Origin of the sequence: Bradyrhizobium mercantei (assembly GCF_001982635.1) — a bacterium.
In the GTDB taxonomy this organism is placed as follows: domain Bacteria; phylum Pseudomonadota; class Alphaproteobacteria; order Rhizobiales; family Xanthobacteraceae; genus Bradyrhizobium; species Bradyrhizobium mercantei.
Map to the genome: position 1 here is coordinate 496,957 of NZ_MKFI01000006.1, position 18,312 is coordinate 515,268.

Consider the following 18,312-nt stretch of genomic DNA (forward strand, 5'->3'; position numbering starts at 1 on the left):
GAAAGTGTGTATATTTGCGGCATTCGATTAGCCGTTGTGCCTTGTTGAATGGTCAGAACGGCCCTCCTCCAAAGACATCGTGAGTTCAATCGATGGTGCGCAATTCTGCGCAACACATGCGCATAGGCGCGTTTTGGAGAAGAGAATGCCGACAGGTACTGTGAAGTGGTTCAACGGCCAGAAGGGCTTTGGTTTCATCGAGCCGAGCGATGGCAGCAAGGATGTGTTCGTTCACATCAGCGCGGTCGAGCGCGCCGGTTTGTCGGGCCTCGCTGAGGGCCAGAAGGTTTCGTTCGAGCTGAAGACCGACAAGATGCGCGGCAAGACCAGCGCCGAGAACCTTCAGATCGTCTAAGTCGCGGACCAACGCTGCGCGTTGGTCCCAAAGGATAGCCGGTTCAGGCTTTCCGGATGATAGTGCACCCATGCCGCGGCGTCATTCCACGGATGTACTGGAGTGACTGCCAGGCCCGCTCGATCTGAACAGGTTGAGCGGGCCTTGGTGCATTTGAAGCAAGGATGACCATGGCCACCCGAACGCCGCCCGTTCCCACCCCCGAAAGCCTGGCGCGCGCCGAACGCCTGCGGCTTGCGGCCGAAGAGGGCGCGCGCGCAATGGCCGATGTCGAGCGCGAGGCAATTGCCGTGCGCCAGAACATGGAACGATTGCGCGCACTCCGCGAAGCCCGCGATGCCGGTGCCGCGACGGAGGCGGAGACACCGACGACCGCCAAGCCAAAGCCCGCGCGCCGCGTGAAGCGGATCGTGCGCTGACGGGCTGCCGCGCTCGCGGCAGAGTAAGCGACATCCTCCCCACGTCGTCCCGGCGCAGGCCGGGACCCATAACCACCGCTATCCGTGATGAGCGGGATCGCGGCCCCAGCCTCGCGCCACAACCACCATTCGGGGTGATGGGTCCTGGCCTCCGCCAGGACGACAGCGAATATGCGGCCGCGTTTCTGATTCACATTTGCAACACGAAACTCCAGCTGCTGCGCCGCTCGCTTTCGTTTCCGCGAACTCATTCGAGCCCCAAATCACCATCGAGTGAATCTGATTGGCGCTGCAATCACGATCACGACCTCCCGCACCCCTCCGAGGAATAACCCATCCCCCGCCTCGCTCGCGTCATGACGGGCGCGTGCGAACGCGCGCCTGCACGACAACAAGAACACGCAGGATGGGTTTGATGACGGGATTGGACGGAACGCCGGCTGCGGCGTCGGTGGTGGCGTTGCACTGCTCGCTGGGGTCGGGACGGCAATGGACGAAGCTTGCGGCCGCGCTCGGCGGCACTCCCTTCATGGCGCCGGATATTTCCGGCTATGGCGTGGCGGCCTGCGGGCGCGACTGGCCGCGGACGCTGGATGGCGAGATTGCGCGGCTCGAGCCCTGGCTCGCCAAGGCCACCGGGCCGATCCATCTGATCGGGCATTCCTATGGCGGAGCGATCGCGTTTCGGCTCGCAACTGCATCGGCCCATGCGTCGCGCGTTCGGAGTTTGACGCTGATCGAGCCGGTGCTGCCGACGTTGCTGCGCGACACGCCTGCCGACGCGCGGCTGTACGAGCGCTTCGCGCGGATCGCGCGGGTGATATCGCAGGATATTTTCGACGGCGCCGCGATGGAGGCGATCGAGGCGTTCACCGCGTTCTGGGCCGGCTCCGGGCCGCGCGAGCAGTTCTCGCCGAGCGGGCGGCTGCGGATGATCGAGCAGGCCGACAAGCTGCCGTATGATTTCAACGCCGCGCTAGATCTCGACGGCGTCGCGGCCGCCGCCCGCGCGCTGAAGTTGCCGACGCTTGTGATGTCGGGCGGGCTGTCGCCCTATGTGACGCAGCGCATTGTCGCCAAGCTCGCCGCGATCATTGATGGCGCCGAGCTGCGGCATCTGCCGGCCGCCGGCCACATGCTGCCGGTGACGCATGCCGAGCGCGTCAATCCTGAGATCTTGCGGCACATCTGGCGCGCCGAGGAACTGGCCAAGCTGGAGCTGGCGGCCAATGCGGATGCGGCCGAGGCGGCGCAGCCGGCTGGCTCGGCCAGGCGGCATCTGGTATTCAGGAGGCCCTCATTTTGGGAATAGTTTGCCGATGATTTTGCCCCGCATGCACGCCTCGGCGCTCGCCGCCTCCGCGCTACTTCTGCTCGCGGCTTCTCCTGCGTTCGCCGCGGGCGAGGCGGACGCTGCGCCGAAGGGCGCGGCGGTGACAGTGCTGAAGGCCTCGAAGTACTGCTTCGGCAATATCGTCGAGGTCTCGGGCATCGTGCTGCCGCGCGACGAGCAGCAGATCCGGCCCGACCGCTTTGGCCTGAAGGTGGCGGAGGTGATGGCCGATCCCGGCGACACCGTCACCGCCGGGCAGGTGCTGGCGAAGCTGACCGACGGCAGCAATGTGAGCAACGTCACCGCGCCGGTGGCAGGCACGATCTCGGCGTCGGCAGCGATCGTCGGCAGCCCGGCATCGGGCAAGGACGCGCTGTTCTCGATCATCACCAAGAGCGAATACGATCTGGTCGGCATGGTGCCGACCCGCGACATCGCCAAGCTGAAGACCGAGCAGACCGCGCGCCTGACGATCCTCGGCGCCGGCGACCTCGACGGCAAGGTGCGGCGGATCGCGCCGACGGTCGAGCCGAACAGCCAGCTCGGCCAGGTGTTCATCGGCATCGGCGCCAACAAGCGGCTGCTGGTGAATTCGAGCGGGCGCGCCCAGATCAAGACCGGGCAGAGCTGCGGCGTCGCGGTGCCGCTGACCGCGATCCTCTATTCCACCGCCGGCACCGTGGTGCAGGTGGTGCGCGGCGGCCGCGTCGAGACGCGGCGGGTGGAGACCGGATTGATGTCGGCCGGCCAGGTCGAGATCCGCGACGGCATCCAGGAAGGCGACATCGTCGTCGCCCGCGCCGGCGCACTGCTGCGCGAGGGCGATCCGGTGCGGCCGGTCGGTGCCAGCGCCGACGCGAAGTAGCGCAAATCACGCCACGACCAAACGGCGCGTCGCCACAAGGAAGGTGAGTGCGCCCGCGCGCCGTGCATCACGGCGCGGCGCTTGTGGCGGTAGCAACACAGCTAGACGGCAATCTGCGCGCTACTGTGCGAAAGCGTTTGCCGCGGCGTCCTGACTGCGGCAGGTTGCCGCATGTGAGCGGCGTGGGCGGTGCGGCTGCCCTCGTCCCTCACACGTGGGTTTCGCGTTGTTTTGACAGTGCATTTGCCGATCACGGGGTGCCCCAATGGGGTCGGACACCTGCGGATTTGCGGCCAGGAGTTCGCTGGTGCCCGGTTGGCGGCAATGGTGTGGGCGGTCGTTGCGCACCCTGGCGGCCTCGATGCTGCTCGCGACGCTCGTGCTGCTCGGCGTTGTCTCGCCGGGCCTCGCCGCCAGCAGCACGACCACGGTCTCGCCACCCGCCCAATCCGCCGCGCTCGGCGAGGCCGTGGCGTTCACCGCTGTGGCCACCGATAGCGTTTCGACGGCGACCGGAACCATCACCTTCGATTTCGGCGATGGTTCCCCGACCAGCTCCCAGCTGGTGACGAGCGGCGCGCCCGCGGTCACGACTCACCAGTATTCCGCTGCCGGCAACTACACGGTCACCGCCTCCTACGTTAGCGATGTCGGCTCCAACCCGAGCAGCGGCACTGCCTCGGTGACCATTACCAAGGGCACCGTCGGCGGGATCACCTTCATCCAGGTGCCCAATCCGAGCACGCCGGCGCAACCGGTCAACGTCGCCTTCATCGTCGCCCCGGTCGCCGGTGGTCCGCAACCCACCGGCACGATGACGCTCGATTATGGTGACGGAAGCACGCAGACCGTCAGCCTCAGCTCGAGCGGAACCCACACCTATGCCACGGGCGGCGCCTACACCATCACCGGTACCTACAACGGCGACAGTAATTACAACCCGTTCACGGCGACCACCACGCAATCGGTGCAAGCGCCGACAAGCGTGACTCCGTCGCGTTCAGCCGATCCCATCTTTGCCGGACAGACCTTCACTTTGAGCGCCAACGTCACTAGCATGGCTGACAGCCCGAACGGCGGCACCGTGGCGTTCGATTTCGGTGACGGCACCATCGTCAACGTCACCGTCTCGAACGGCCATGCGGCCGCCAACCATGTCTATACGACCAGCGGCGTCTTCACCCTCAACGTGAGCTATAGCGGCACCACGGGCTTCGCCGCGAGCAGTGCGGGCTCCAGCACCGAGACGGTCAACCCGGCCGCGACGACCACGGGGCTGACGGCGTCGACCCCGCAGAGCACGATCGGGCAGCCGGTCACCTTCACCGCTACCGTGACTGCGTCCACCGGCGGCACGCCGACCGGCACGGTGACCTTCAATTTCGGCGACGGCGGGAGCGGAACGGCGACGTTGTCGGGCGGCGTCGCCACGATCAACCACGCCTACACGTCTGCCGGCAGCTTCCTGGCCACGGCCAGTTACACTGCAACCAGCGGCTTCCAGGCGAGCACGAGCGGCAACGTCCAGCAAACGGTGACACTGCCCGCATCGACCACGACGCTGACCCCCTCGGCCAATCCCGGCAATGTCGGACAGGCGATCAGCTTCACCGCCCATGTCAGCGGCTCGGGCGGCACGCCGACCGGCACGGTGACCTTCAATTTCGGCGACGGCAGCAGCACGACGGCGACGCTGGCCGCCGGCACAGCGACCGCCAGCCACACTTTTGCGGCCGCCGGCAACTTCACCGTAACCGCCTCCTACGGCGGCGACCCGAGCTTCTCGGCAAGCTCGGCCACGATCACCGAGGGGATCAGCGTCGCCGCGACCACGACGACACTGACGCCCTCGGCCAATCCCGGCAATGTCGGGCAGGCGATCAGCTTCACCGCCCATGTCAGCGGCTCGGGCGGCACGCCGACCGGTACCGTGACCTTCAATTTCGGCGACAGCACCACCGCGACGGGCACGCTGGCCGCAGGCACGGTGACGCTGAGCCACAGCTTTGCGGCCTCCGGCAGCTTCACCGTGACCGCCTCCTATGGCGGCAACACCACATTCGGCGCGAGCTCGGCCACTTTGAGTGAACAGGTCGGCGTCACCGCGACCACGATCACGCTGTCATCCTCGGCCAATCCGGGCAATGCCGGACAAGCGATCGGCTTCACCGCCACGGTCAACGGCAGCGGCGGCACGCCGACCGGCACGGTGACGTTCAATTTCGGTGACGGCACCAGCGCGACCGGCACGCTGGGTGCGGGCACTGTGACGCTGAACCACAGCTTCGCGGCCGCCGGCAGCTTCACGGTGATGGCGTCCTACAGCGGCGACGCGGCGTTCGGCCGGAGCACAGTGCCGCTCGTCGAGACCATCAACCTCAATCCGACCACGCTGACGCTGGCCTCGTCGCAGAATCCGAGCCAGGTCGGCCAGGCCGTGACCTTCACCGCGACGGCGACCAGTTCCGGCGGCACCCCGGGCGGCACCGTGACGTTCAAGGACGGCGGCAGCGTGCTCGGCACGATCGCGCTCTCGGGCGCGGGGGTCGCCACCTTCACGTCGTCTGCGCTGACACTCGGCAGCCACACCATCACCGCGAGCTATGGCGGCAGTGCGAGCTTCGCGGCGAGCACCGCGCCGCCGGTGATCCAGGCCGTCAACACGCCGGCCGACAGCTTGAAACTGCGTGCCATGCAGGTGCTGGCGGCGCCGGTGGCGGCGCAGAATTCGGGGCAGGCGATCTCGGGCGCGGTCAATTCGGCGATATCGGAAGCATTTTCTGATGGCGGCAGCTTCGCGCAGCCGAATGCTTCCGGCATCCGCTTCAACTTCGCCGCCGATCCCGAAGCCGCGCCGGAGCAGCCGACGGGCACGGGTACCAGCACGGGCATCGCGCAAGGCAGCGGCGCGAATGCGCAGGCCTATGCGCGCAACTCTCCGCAGCGGATCGACGACGCTTTCGCCGCGCTCACCACCAAGGCGGTGAAGGCGCCGCGCCAAGTCGAGCCGCGCGACTGGTACGCCTGGGCCGAAGTGCATGGTGCAACGCTTGATCGCTGGGGCACCAGCGGTGTCGGCGGCGTGGGCGTGCTGCCGGGCCAGACCATGCTGTGGGGCAATCAGGTCAATGTGCTCGCCGGCATCAGCAGGAAGATCACGCCGAACTTCCTGCTCGGCGTGCTCGGCGGTTACGAGAATTTCGACTTCCGCTCCGATGCGCTGCAGGGCCGGCTGAAGGGCGACGGCTGGACGATCGGCAGCTATCTCGGCTGGATGATCTCGCACGATATCCGCTTCGATGCCGCCGTGACCTATTCCGGGATCGGCTATGACGGTTCCGCCGGCACTGCGACCGGCAATTTCGGCGGCGAGCGCTGGCTGGCTTCGGGTGGCGTGACCGGCAACTACCGTGCCTACGGCTTCATGATCGAGCCATCGGCGCGGGTCTATGCACTGTGGGAGCACGAGAACGCGTATACCGACAGCCTCGGCACGCTGCAGACCGCGCGCGATTTCGCCACCGGCCGCGCCAGCGGCGGCGTCAAGGTCGCCTATCCCATCGCGTGGTCACCGACCGCAGAATTCGCACCCTATGCCGGGCTCTACGGCGACTACTATTTCAACCGGGACAACGCAGCTGCGCCGATCGCAGCGCCGGCGGTGCCGACACAGTTCGTGCTCGACGGCTGGTCGGCGCGCGCCACTGCGGGCATCGCGGCGCGGTTTGGTGATGGCGCGCAGGTAGCGCTCGGCGCCGAGCGCGGCGGCATCGGCGGCCAGTTCGCGCTGTGGACCTATCGGGTGCGCGCCTCGGTGCCGTTCGGCGCGCAATAGGCGACGTTGGAGTTGCGGATGCGGCGCGCTGCTGCGCGAGGGTGATCCGATGCGGCCGCTGGGCGCGAGCGCGGACGCGAAACACCTTCGAGCATCGCTACGCGATGCGTCTCGCGGCGGAGCAAGGGGCACCCCTCTCCCTAACCCTCCCCCGCAAGGGGGGAGGGAACCCATCCGCCGGTGGCTCCATCACGGCGGGTGCGACCAACCTCTGCAAGCAGTCAATGTTGAATACGACAGGTGCCGCCGCGCAATGTGAGGTGAGCACGCACGACAGGCTCCCTCCCCCCTTGCGGGGGAGGGTTGGGGAGAGGGGTTCTCTCCACACAGCGTGCTCGAGATTATAGGATGAATGCGCGGCCTAAGCCCGCGCAGCCCGGCCTCAGCCGCCGAGCTTGATGTCTTCCAGCAGTGACGACGACACGCTCGGCACCTGTTCGCCTTCGCTCGCGCGGGAGATCGCGACGCGGGTCTTGTTGAAGGCGGTTTCGGCGCCGGCCTGGGCGTTGAGGTTGTTGAGCAGCTCGGAGACCAGGACGCTGTTCGTACCCTTGCTGTCGTCGGCGACCTTGCCCGGCGTCGCCGAGCTCAGCACGATGGTGTTCTCCGGCGGGCTGATCGGCGCGAGGCCGTGCGAGAAGGCGCGGAAGCGGCGCTCATAGGGATTGCGGCGCGAGGCGTCGAGCACCACGAGCTTGGCCTTGGCGCCGCGCTCCTTCATCGCATCGAGCACGGACTCGACGCTGACGCCGGTGCGCTTGACGTCGGCTTCCTTCCAGATCGTGGCATCGACCGGGATCATGTAGCTTTCACGACCGACCTGCACGCCATAGCCGCCGAAGAACAGCATCACGACGGTGTCGGGGCGGATCTTGGCCTTCATGCGCTCGACGGCGCGGAACATGTCGTCCTTGGTCGCATCCTCGACCACGTCGACGTCAAAGCCCTCGCGGCGCAGCGCGGTCGACAAAGTGCGGGCATCGTTGATCGGCTGGGCCAGCGGCGCGGCGGCGTCCGGGTAGTGGCCGTTGCCGATGATCAGCGCGAGACGGGAAGTGCCGGCCGGAATGCTGCCGGTCAGCTCAGCGGGGGCGACCTTGTCGCTCCCCTTGGCGACATCGAGCGTGCGCTTGTTGAGCGCGGCATGGGCACCGATCGCCAGCGACACCGTGCCGGCCACCGCCACGCAGACGGCGATGGTGCGACGGGAAATCTGAAGCTGCCTAAGGTTCATAACGTTCCTAGTCCCAATCTCTATCCCGATGGCGCTCGAACGAAATCGCGCCAGTTAGTCGCGTCAGAAGCGGTCAGGTTTAATGGGGTTGAGGTGTGTGAGCCGTTGAATTGATCTCAATTTGCGGCGCCGCAACAAACACTCCCTTAACCCGGACGGCCCGCCGGGGCAACCCGGTTTGCTGCATGCTGCCGCCCGGCACAGGCCATTGACGCCGTTAAGATCCCGTTACGTGATCTCGGTCACATTTGTGTTTTATACGGATTCATGTAGCTTTCCAAAGGCTTGCGGGTTTGGGGCGGAGCTGGAGGAAACACCGTCGGGTGGCGGCGTTAACCGGTTCCGTGAGAAAGGGATTCATGGGCCTTCACGAGATCGCTGGCGCGGTGTGCCGGGCGCTGAGCGCCAAAAAGGACGGCCCATCTCTTTACGACGTCTGTGACCCTGTTTTGCAGGCCTATCGCGGCGGCGATGCCCATCTCGGAAAGTTCTACCGGACCGCGCTCGGCAATCCGCCGCTGCGCGCGCTGCTCCGCCGCACCGGCCTGCCCGCGCTCAACGACCCCGACCGCCTGGCCGGCCTGCGCGCGGCGCTGATCCAGGCGCGCGACGTCGAAGCCCCAGACTGGGCCGCGATCGGCGCTCCGGTGGCTGACCTGATGGACGGCATCGGCGTGCGCCACCCGGCCCCGCCGGCCGCGACCGCGCCGGCCCGCCCGCCCGCGATGGCCGAGATCGACCGCGTGATCCGCACGACCGGCGCCCATCTGCTCGGCTCGTTCGGCAAGAACGGCTTCATCCCGACCTATGCCGCGTTCAACTTGATCGGCGACCCCGACATGGGCGGGCGCGAGATGCTGATGGCGCTGACCGGGCTGAACGCCCGCGGCTACAAGAACTCGACGCTTCTTTTCAGCCTGGCGCGGATCTTCATCGCGCATTCGCCCGCGCGCGCGCTGATCAACCCGCCATGGCGCGGCATCGCCGAGCCGATGTGGGAGCCGGTGCAGATCCGCCACCGCTCGGCCTATTACGACGCGTTCTTCATCGAGGCGCTGCTCAGCTATGCCGAGACCGGGCTGGCGTCACCGGATCAGGCAGGCGCCGCACGGCGCGCGATCGCTGATATGGTGGACTTCTGTCTCAAGACCAGCGCCGAGGAAGTGCCGTCGCATGACGGCTCCAACGTCAAGGTGATCACCGCGCTGGCGCCGGGCCGGCATCCGCGCTTCTCGCGCTTCTTCGCCCAGATCAAGCAGGACCTGGGCTTCGGCATCTACGTGCCCGACTGCGACACCACGGCGTGCTCGTTCTCGGCCGCGACGCAGGCCGGCTCCGACGATCCGATCCTCAAGCAGCCGCTCTTGGATTTCTACCGCGGCTACCAGGTGCGGGCGGGCGCCAACGAGCCTGTTGTCACCGTGCCGCTGAACGACAACATCGACTATGAGGGCGGCGTCGTCACCTGGATCGACAATCTCGAAGGCGAGCGGCCCTACGGCAACGACCTCGATCCGACACTGAACCTCGACATCCTCGAGGTCTCGTTCCGCAACCTCGCCCGCTGGCAGATCATCGAGACGCCGCAGCGGCTGGAGACGGTGCATCGCATCATCGCCTTCCAGAAGAGGTTGGTCGAAAGCGGCGCGTTCAGGAATCCGCGCTCGCATATCTATTATCTGCCGGAGCTCTATTCGGCCTATTTCGGCCGCTGCTATGCCGCCTTCATCGCGCTGCCGCTGGCGGCGCAGCGCGTGATCGATCCCGGCAACGTGTTCGCGCTGATCCGCGCCCGTGTGCTCGGCTATGTGCAGACCGAGTTGATCACCCATGAGATGAACCCGTTCGACGCCGCGCTGGCTCTGATGGCGCTGGCGCATCTCGGCGCCGAGGTCGCGAGCTTCACACCGGCGCTGCACTGCATCGTGCAGGGGCTCGGCGAGGGCGGCCGCAAGGGCCCCTACAAGGCCTATGAATGGAATAAGATGAAGACGCCGACGCGCATTTTGGTCGGCGGCCCCGAGGTGACGTCGGCGTTCGTGCTAATGGCGCTTGCGCTGGCGAAGCGACGAATGGCAGCGGTGTAATCGCATAGCACTCCACCCTCCCCTGGAGGGGGAGGGTCGTATCGCATCGCGCGAAGCAAGATGCGATGCGGGGTGGGGTGATCTCTCAACACGGGCACCTGCTTGCGTGGAGAGACTTTCACCCCACCTCGGTTCGCATTGCGCTGCGCTTCATGCGACCCGATCCCAGAGCGAGCTTCGCTCGTCTCGCCCCCTCCAGGGGAGGATGGCCGTTGTGGGGGATGACGCGAAGTTGAAACTGGCGGAAACACAACACCACTGGCACGGTTGCCCAATTGCCCGCACAATCCTTGGGCACTGAGACTCAAGTCCTTCGAACGACAAGAACCTGGCCGGGAATGCCGATGTTCAAGACGCTGCTCACCGCTGGCCTGCTGCTGTCGCTGCCGACGCTGGCGATGGCCGCCGACATCACCGGCGTGCCGAAGATCCGCGACGGCGACCAGCTGATGATCGGCAGCGTCAAGATCCGGCTCGGCGGAATCGACGCGCCGTCGACCGACCAGCTCTGCCTCAATACCAAGGGTGAGCGCTGGACCTGCGGTGTCGCCGCGCGCGACGAGTTGATCAAGCATGCCGGCAACAAGAGCTGGAGCTGCCACGCCCGCTCGGTCGATCGCCGCGGCCGCACCATTGCGCGCTGCGAGGTCGACGGCGAAGACATCCAGAAGTGGATGGTCGCGAGCGGCTGGGCACTGGCCTACACCCGCATCTCGCACGACTACGAGGCGGACGAAAAAGCCGCGCGTGAGGCAAAAGCCGGGATGTGGCAGGGCGCGTTCATCGCGCCATGGGACTGGCGCGTGCGCAACAAGAAGACCGCCGTGCTCGGCGCGGTGAAGGTGCCCGAGAGTGCCCACTCGATCCTGCTCGCGTCCGCCTCAGGCCCGGTGGCGCCTTCGCCCGATTGCACCATCAAGGGCAACGTCAACCGCTCCGGCGAATGCATCTTTCACCAACCGACCAGTCGCTGGTATGCGCGGATCGAGATGAAGATCTCGAAGGGCACGCGCTGGTTCTGCTCGGTCGAGGAAGCCGAGGCCGCCGGCTGCCGCGAGACGCGGCGCTGAGGCGCGCGACGCATTGATCCGAAAGCGTGTGCCGTGACCGATCTCGAGACCAACCCGCCCGCAGCGCGCCGGCGCAGCCGCCTCAGGCAAGCGCAGATGCTGCTGCTGTTCGTCCTGGCCGTCTATCTGATCGCGGCCTATCTGGTGCTGCCGGCGCTGTGGACCCATTACGAGCACCAGAAGGGCCTCGCCAACCTGCCGATGGTGACCCGCACCGCGCAGGGCATTCCCGGCGATCCCATGAATGTCGGGCTGATCGGCGACACCAAGGACGTGGTCTGTGCGATGCACGAGGCCGGCTGGTATCCGGCCGATCCGGTCACGCTGAAATCCTCGATCGAGATCGTCGGCTCCGTGCTGCTCGATCGTCCGTACAGGGATGCGCCGGTCAGCAATCTGTTCTATCTCGACCGCCGCGAAGACCTCGCCTTCGAGCGTCCGGTCGGATCGAGCGCGGATCGCCGCAACCATGTCCGGTTCTGGCGGGTGCTCGACCAGGGCCAGGAGAAGCGCCCGGTGTGGCTTGGCGCCGCGACGCTCGATCGCAGCGTCGGCGTCAGCCATTACACCGGCGCGGTGACGCATCATATCGCCCCCGACCTCGACGCCGAACGCACGCTGCTCGCCACCGACCTCGAATCCGCCGGCATGGTCACCGCGAAATACCAGGTCACCGGCATCGGCCCGACCTTCGACGGCCGCAATGGCGGCGGCGATCTCTATTACACCGACGGCGAAATCTGGGTGCTGCGGCTGGTCGAGGCCTGCGCCAAGAACCACGGCGCCGTCGCGCAAATCCCAAGCCCCGCCGCGACCGAATTCAAGGACCAGATCTGGCACGCGGTCGTCGAGGCGATCGGCAAATAGGGGAGTGCCCCGCGCTTTTGGAAACGCTGGATTGCTCCGTCCGGCTCGCAATCCTGGTTGCGATGGAATATCCTCATCGCTTGACCCCTCACACGCATGATTTGCGCGCTTTATCCAAAAGGAACAGGACGATGACCGTTCGCGCGGGCCGGGAATTTCTGGCCATCCCCGGGCCCACCACGATGCCTGATCAGGTGCTGCAGGCGATGCACCGCCCGGCGCTCGACATCTACTCCAGCGAGATGGTCGAACTGACCGAAAGCCTGCTGCGCGATCTGTCAAAGCTGTTCGCCACCCAGGGCAAATCCTACATCTACATCTCCAACGGCCACGGCGCTTGGGAAGCGACGCTCTCCAACGTGCTGTCGCGCGGCGACAAGGTGCTGGTGCTGGAGAGCGGGCGCTTCGCGATCGGCTGGGGCATGGCTGCGGCCGCAATGGGCGCCGACGTCGAGGTGCTGAAGGGCGACTGGCGCCGCGCGATCCGTCCGGCCGAGGTCGAGGAGCGGCTGCGCCGCGACAAGGACCACACCATCAAGGCGATCCTCGCCGTGCAGGTCGACACCGCATCGGGCGCCTATAACGACATCGAGGCGATCGGCAGAGCGATCAAGGCCGCCGGCCATCCTGCGTTGTTCATGGTCGACACTGTCGCCTCGCTCGGCTGCATGCCGTTCGAAATGGACAAATGGTATGTCGACGTCGCAATGAGCGGCTCGCAGAAGGGCCTGATGACGCCGCCCGGCCTCGGCTTCGTCGCCGCCAACGACCGCGCCTGGGACGCGCACAAGAAGGCCGATCTGCGCACGCCGTATTGGGATTGGACCGAGCGCGAGGGAAGCGAGCACTACCGCAAATATGCCGGCACCGCGCCGGTGCATCTGCTGTTCGCGCTGCGCGAGGCGATCAACATGCTGCACGCCGAAGGCCTGGAAAACGCCTTCGAACGGCATCGCCTGCTCGGCGAAGCGGTGCGCCGCGCCGTTGCGGTGTGGGGCGAGGGCCAGGTGCTCGGCTTCAACATCGCCGAGCCCGCCGAGCGCTCCAACACGGTCACGACCGTGACCGCGATGGGTGCCGACCCCGCCGCGATCCAGCGCTACGCCAAGGAGAAATGCGGCGTGGTGCTCGGCACCGGCATCGGCGATCTGCAGGGCCAGGCATTCCGCATCGCGCATATGGGGCACGTCAACGCGCCGATGATCCTCGGCACGCTCGGCGTCATCGAGGTCGCGCTGACCGCGCTGAACATCCCGCACGGCAAGGCCGGCGCCGACGCCGCCATCCAGTGGCTCGGCGAGAACGTGAAGGCGTGACGGGCTAGGCCGCGGTGGGAAACCCGTCATCCTGAGGTGCGAGCTCTTGCGAGCCTCGAAGGATGCACGGCCACACTATTGCGGCGCGCCAACGGGGACGCGCGGAGATATCCGGGCCGTCGATCCTTCGAGGCTCGCTCCGCTCGCACCTCAGGATGACGGGACATGGGTTCGCGGAATGACTCAACGTCCGCGAAGACTCGCCCATTGGCCGCGGCAAAGTTTGCTTCATGATCGATCCGCGTTGCACGCGCGGAATAATCGCGATGGGCATTTACATCTACATGCTTCGCTGCGCCGACGACTCGTTCTATGTCGGTAGTGCGACGGGTGATGATCTTGCACCGCGCATCGCGCAGCACAACGCGGGTGCGTTCCCAGGATACACTCATAATCGCCGACCGGTCGTTCTCGTCTGGTCAGAGTATTTCGATCGCATTACTGACGGCATCGCGGCCGAGCGGCAGATCAAGGGCTGGAGCCGGGCGACGAAAGAAGCACTCATCAAATCGGACTGGGAAACCGTCAGCCGGTTCGCGCGTCGTCGCGGTGGCGCACCACGAGCTAGACCCACGGTCGATGATCCCTCCCCGTCATCCTGAGGTGCGAGCTCTTGCGAGCCTCGAAGGATCGACGGCCCTGCTGTGGCCACAAGCACTCTGGACTCAGAAATGGCCGGGCTGTGCATCCTTCGAGGCTCGCCCAGCGGCGCAATTGCGCCGCAAGGCTCGCACCTCAGGATGACGGGCAACGGCCGCGCGATGCGGAACGAAGACCAGCCACGACTTTTTGAGAAGGCGCGTCCACTTTTCGCCGTCATCATTTTCCGCTTTACTGCCGGCAACAGCCGGGCCCTGATCCCTGCGAACAACAAAATGGAGGGATCGCTTGGCATCGGTGGAGTTGCGCGGCCTGGTCAAGCGGTTTGGATCGTTTGTCGCGGTTGATGATGTTTCGCTCACGATCGACCATGGCCAGCTGGTCTGCCTGCTCGGGCCGTCCGGCTGCGGCAAGACCACGACGCTGCGGCTGATCGCAGGCTTCCTCGAGCCATCCGACGGCGAGATCCGCGTCGGCGAGCGCGTGGTGTCGTCGAGGGCGCGCACGCTGCCGCCCGAGCAGCGCAACATGTCGATGATCTTCCAAAGCTACGCGCTGTGGCCGCATATGACGGTGGCCGAGAACATCGTCTACGGCCTGCGCCTGCGCAAGATGGATCGCGACAGCATCGCCAAGAAGCTCGCCGCGATCCTGGCGACGACCAAGCTGGAACCGCTGGCGCAGCGCTATCCGGGCGAACTCTCCGGCGGCCAGCAGCAGCGCGTCGCGCTGGCCCGCGCGCTGATCGTCGGCCCCGAGACGCTGCTGCTCGACGAGCCGCTGTCCAACCTCGACGCCAATCTGCGCGAGGAGATGCGGTTCGAGATCCGCCGCCTGCATGACGAATATCGCTACACCACCGTCTACGTCACCCACGACCAGTCCGAGGCGATGACGACCGCCGACCTGATCGCGGTCATGAATGCCGGCAAGATCGACCAGCTCGGCAGCCCCGAAGACATCTATGCGCGGCCGGAATCCGAATTCGTCGCGCGCTTCATCGGCGCCGCCAATGTGATCAAGGGCACCGCGCGCGACGCGGAACACGTGGAGTTTGCCGGCGCGACGCTCGCGGTGGTCGGCGCAAAACTCGCGGCCGGCCAGAGCGCGCCGATCGCGATCCGCCAGCACGAGATCCAGCTCTCGACCGAAGCCCCCGCCACGGCGCAGAACACGCTGAAAGCCATCGTGACCCGGCAGGTCTATCTCGGCATGAACCGCGACTACATGGTGGAAACATCAGACGGCACGTCGTTGCGCGTCACCACGCCGACCGAGACCGCGGTCGAGAAGGGTCGCGAGGTCTGGCTGACCCTGCCGCCCGCACACTGCCGGGCACTCAGCCGATAACAACAAGAAACGGAGGGACGCGATGCGGACGACGATTTCCAGACGCGATGTCCTGAAGGCCTCGGCGGCGCTTACTGTCGGCACGGTGTTCGCTTCGCCGACGCGCGCCGCGGCCCCCGCGCCGGTCGCCATCACGCCCGACCTGGTCGCGGCCGCGACCAGGGAAGGCAAGCTGGTGTTCTATTCGTCGATGGACCTGCCGGTCGGCGAAAAGCTCGGCAAGGCGTTCGAGGCCGCCTATCCCGGCATCACGGTGCAGATCGAGCGCTCCGGCTCGGAACGGCTGTTCCAGCGCGTGGCGCAGGAATTCGATTCCAACATTCATGCCGCTGATGTCGTCAACAGCGCCGATGCCTCGCACTTCATTCCCTGGAAGAAGAGCGGCTGGCTGATGCCGTTCGTGCCCGAGGACGTCGCCAAATATTTCCCCGACAATTACCGCGACCCGGACGGCATGGCCGTGACCACGCGGCTGTGGCTGTCGTCGATCGCCTACAACACCAACCTGGTGAAGGCGGAGGATGCGCCAAAGAGCTTTGCCGACCTGCTCGACCCGAAATGGGCGGGCAAGATGGTGAAGGGCCATCCGGCCTATAGCGGCACCATCATGACCACGACGTTCCAGATCGTGCGCGAGCTCGGCTGGCCGTATCTCGAGAAGCTTTCGAAGCAGCGCGTGATGCAGGTGCAGTCCTCGACCGATCCGCCGAAGAAGCTCTCGCTCGGCGAGCGCGCCGTGATGGCCGACGGCAATGAATACGGCATCGTGCTGTTGAAGGAAGCCGGCCAGCCGGTCGAACCGGTCTATCCGACCGAGGGCACGCCGACGATCTCGGGTCCCACAGGCATCTTCGCCACAGCTCCGCATCCGAACGCCGCAAAGCTGTTCCAGGCCTGGCTGCACACCCGCCAGACCCAGCAGTTCTTCGTCGACTTCACCGGGCAATATTCGGTGCACGCCCAGGTGCAGCCGAAGGCCGGCCGGCGCAAGCTCGCCGACATCAAGCTGATGAAGGAGGATCCGGCGGGGGTGGAGGCGATGACCGAAGAGATCAAGACGCGCTATGCGCGGCTGTTTCGGGTGTGAGGATGCGACCCTCTCAACCATCGTCATTCCGGAATGCTCCTCTTGGCGCAGGCCCGGAATCCATAACCACGATCGTGAGTATGGATTCCGGGCTCGCGCCACGCGCGCCCCGGAATGAGGAAGGAAGGTTCGGCACATGACAACGACCACAACCTCCTCCTCCACCGCAAAACCCCGCATCGACTGGACACGTCCCGTGCTGTGGCTGTTCGCGGCCGTGCTCGTGCTGCTGATCCTGCTGCCGCTGTCGTGGCTTGCGGTGTTTGCCTTCACCGACAAAAGCCGCCATCCGACGCTGCAAAACTTCGTCACGCTGTTCAGCAATCCCGATTTCCTCGATCCGCTGCTGACGACGGCGATCATCGCGACCACGTCGGCGCTGATCTGCTGCATCGTCGCGGCGCCGATCAGCTGGCTGGTGTCGCGCACCGACATGCCGGGCCGGCAGACCATCCGCGCACTGGTGACCGCCTCGTTCGTGACGCCGCCGTTCCTCGGCGCGGTGGCCTGGGAACTGCTGGCGGCGCCGAATTCGGGGTTGTTGAACCAGCTCTACCGGCTGTTCGCGGGTGATGATGCGGATGCGCTGTTCAACATCTATTCGATGACCGGGATCATCTTCGTGATCTCCTGCTACACGTTTCCGTTCGTGTTCGTGCTGGTGGCCAATGCGCTCGACACCATGCCGGGCGAGCTCGAGGACGCCTCCGCCATCCTCGGCGGCAACGCCTGGACCACGGCGCGGCGGGTGACGATTCCGCTCGCGCTGCCCGCACTGGTCGCAGGCGCCTTGATCGCCTTCCTGCAGGCGATGACGCTGTTCGGCTCGCCCGCGATCCTGGCGCTGCCGGCGGGCTTCCACACCATGACGACCAAGATCTGGAGCCTGTTCCAGTATCCGCCGAAGCTCGAGCTCGCGGCCGCAGCGGCGGTGCCGCTGCTGGTGCTGACGATCCTGCTGCTGCAGGGCCAGAAGGCGCTGCTCGGCCGCCGCGGCTATTCGGTGATCGGCGGCAAATATGGCGCGCCGCGCCGGGTCGAGTTGCGCGGCTGGCGCTGGGCTGCGCTCGGCTTCTGCCTTTTGGTGCTGCTCAACCCGGTGTTCCTGCCTTATCTGGCGCTGCTCAACGCCGCGTTCTCGCCCAACGCAACCACGCTGGTGACGCCGTCGACGGCGACGCTGCACAACATCGTCTTCGTCTTCACCGAGCTGTCGTCGACGCAACTGGCGCTGAAGAACACCGTGATCCTCGGCACCGCGACCGCAACCATCGGCACCATTCTCGCGCTCGTCATCGCCTATGTCACGACGCGCAAGGTGATCGCGGGTCATCGCGTGCTCGGCTTCCTCGCCACCGCGCCGGTCGCCGTTCCCGGCATCGTGCTCGGCGTCGGCCTGTTCCTGAGCTACACGCGGCCGCCCTTCGTGCTCTACGGCACGTTGTGGATCCTGTTGCTGGCGTTCCTCACCATCAATCTGCCCTCGGCCTATCAGCAATTGCAGGCAGCGTTCGCGACCATCCATCCCGAGCTCGAGGAGGCGAGCCGCATTCTCGGCGCGACGCGATTGCAGGCGCTGCGCCAGATCACAGCACCCTTGCTGCGCACCGGCGTGATCGCGACCTGGTGCTTCATCTTCATCGGCGTGATGCGGGAACTGTCGGCGGCGATCGTGCTGTTCACCTCGCAGACCAAGGTGCTGTCGGTCTTGATCTACGATCTCAACGAGGGCGGCGACCTCGCCGCGATCGCGGTGCTCGGCATCGCCATGCTGGTGATCACCTTCGCCGTCGTGCTGGCCGTGAACCAGATCCCGATGTCCGGCGGCAATGCGGGCGCGAAGTTGAGGAACGGGTAAGCCTCGTCATTGCGAGCGCAGCGAAGCAATCCATTG

14 protein-coding genes are annotated in these 18,312 nt (G+C 66.1%); 13 read left to right on the forward strand and 1 reads right to left on the reverse strand.

From position 1 onward, the window contains the following. Window positions 1-145 precede the first annotated feature (145 nt). The 5 genes from BI327_RS28990 (at window position 146) to BI327_RS29010 (ending at window position 6,807) form a co-directional block, all read left to right on the forward strand. Entirely contained in the window at window positions 146-355 is a 210-nt protein-coding gene (locus BI327_RS28990) for a cold-shock protein (protein WP_018269429.1), read from the forward strand. Between the two features lie 164 nt (window positions 356-519). After that, window positions 520-774, forward strand: coding sequence for a hypothetical protein (locus BI327_RS28995; protein ID WP_394329891.1), 255 nt, complete (start codon window positions 520-522; stop codon window positions 772-774). A 415-nt stretch (window positions 775-1,189) separates the two neighbouring features. Next, window positions 1,190-2,086, forward strand: a complete 897-nt coding sequence (locus BI327_RS29000; protein ID WP_159450492.1) for an alpha/beta fold hydrolase — start codon at window positions 1,190-1,192, stop codon at window positions 2,084-2,086. Window positions 2,087-2,093: 7 nt separating this feature from the next. Next, entirely contained in the window at window positions 2,094-2,972 is an 879-nt protein-coding gene (locus BI327_RS29005; RefSeq protein WP_076864853.1) for an efflux RND transporter periplasmic adaptor subunit, read from the forward strand. Window positions 2,973-3,279: 307 nt separating this feature from the next. Next, window positions 3,280-6,807: an Ig-like domain repeat protein gene (locus tag BI327_RS29010; RefSeq protein WP_159450493.1), complete on the forward strand. Its 3,528-nt coding sequence runs from the start codon at window positions 3,280-3,282 to the stop codon at window positions 6,805-6,807. A gap of 382 nt (window positions 6,808-7,189) precedes the next feature. Here the strand turns inward: BI327_RS29010 and BI327_RS29015 are convergent, their stop codons facing one another. Beyond that, a complete protein-coding gene (locus BI327_RS29015) occupies window positions 7,190-8,041 on the reverse strand; it encodes a caspase family protein (RefSeq protein WP_076864675.1) in 852 nt (283 codons plus the stop codon). Window positions 8,042-8,400: 359 nt separating this feature from the next. Here BI327_RS29015 and BI327_RS29020 point away from each other — a divergent pair, with 359 nt between their 5' ends. The 8 genes from BI327_RS29020 (at window position 8,401) to BI327_RS29060 (ending at window position 18,276) form a co-directional block, all read left to right on the forward strand. Beyond that, entirely contained in the window at window positions 8,401-10,128 is a 1,728-nt protein-coding gene (locus BI327_RS29020; RefSeq protein WP_076864676.1) for a hypothetical protein, read from the forward strand. Window positions 10,129-10,472: 344 nt separating this feature from the next. Further along, window positions 10,473-11,198, forward strand: a complete 726-nt coding sequence (locus BI327_RS29030; RefSeq protein ID WP_076864854.1) for a thermonuclease family protein — start codon at window positions 10,473-10,475, stop codon at window positions 11,196-11,198. A gap of 96 nt (window positions 11,199-11,294) precedes the next feature. Beyond that, window positions 11,295-12,065: an LssY C-terminal domain-containing protein gene (locus BI327_RS29035; protein ID WP_245334976.1), complete on the forward strand. Its 771-nt coding sequence runs from the start codon at window positions 11,295-11,297 to the stop codon at window positions 12,063-12,065. A gap of 131 nt (window positions 12,066-12,196) precedes the next feature. Then, the gene (locus tag BI327_RS29040; RefSeq protein ID WP_076864679.1) at window positions 12,197-13,381 is read left to right on the forward strand and encodes a pyridoxal-phosphate-dependent aminotransferase family protein; all 1,185 of its coding nucleotides are present in this window, start codon (window positions 12,197-12,199) and stop codon (window positions 13,379-13,381) included. Between the two features lie 266 nt (window positions 13,382-13,647). Beyond that, on the forward strand, window positions 13,648-13,983 hold the full coding sequence (locus BI327_RS29045; protein WP_076864855.1) for a GIY-YIG nuclease family protein: 336 nt from the start codon (window positions 13,648-13,650) through the stop codon (window positions 13,981-13,983). 295 nt (window positions 13,984-14,278) lie between these two features. Continuing rightward, complete coding sequence (locus BI327_RS29050; protein WP_245334977.1) at window positions 14,279-15,331, forward strand: ABC transporter ATP-binding protein; 1,053 nt, start codon at window positions 14,279-14,281, stop codon at window positions 15,329-15,331. A gap of 22 nt (window positions 15,332-15,353) precedes the next feature. Then, entirely contained in the window at window positions 15,354-16,418 is a 1,065-nt protein-coding gene (locus BI327_RS29055; protein WP_076864681.1) for a substrate-binding domain-containing protein, read from the forward strand. Window positions 16,419-16,554: 136 nt separating this feature from the next. Then, window positions 16,555-18,276 carry an ABC transporter permease gene (locus tag BI327_RS29060; RefSeq protein WP_076864682.1) on the forward strand — a complete coding sequence of 574 codons (1,722 nt, stop codon included), beginning with the start codon at window positions 16,555-16,557 and terminating at the stop codon, window positions 18,274-18,276. Window positions 18,277-18,312 lie beyond the last annotated feature (36 nt).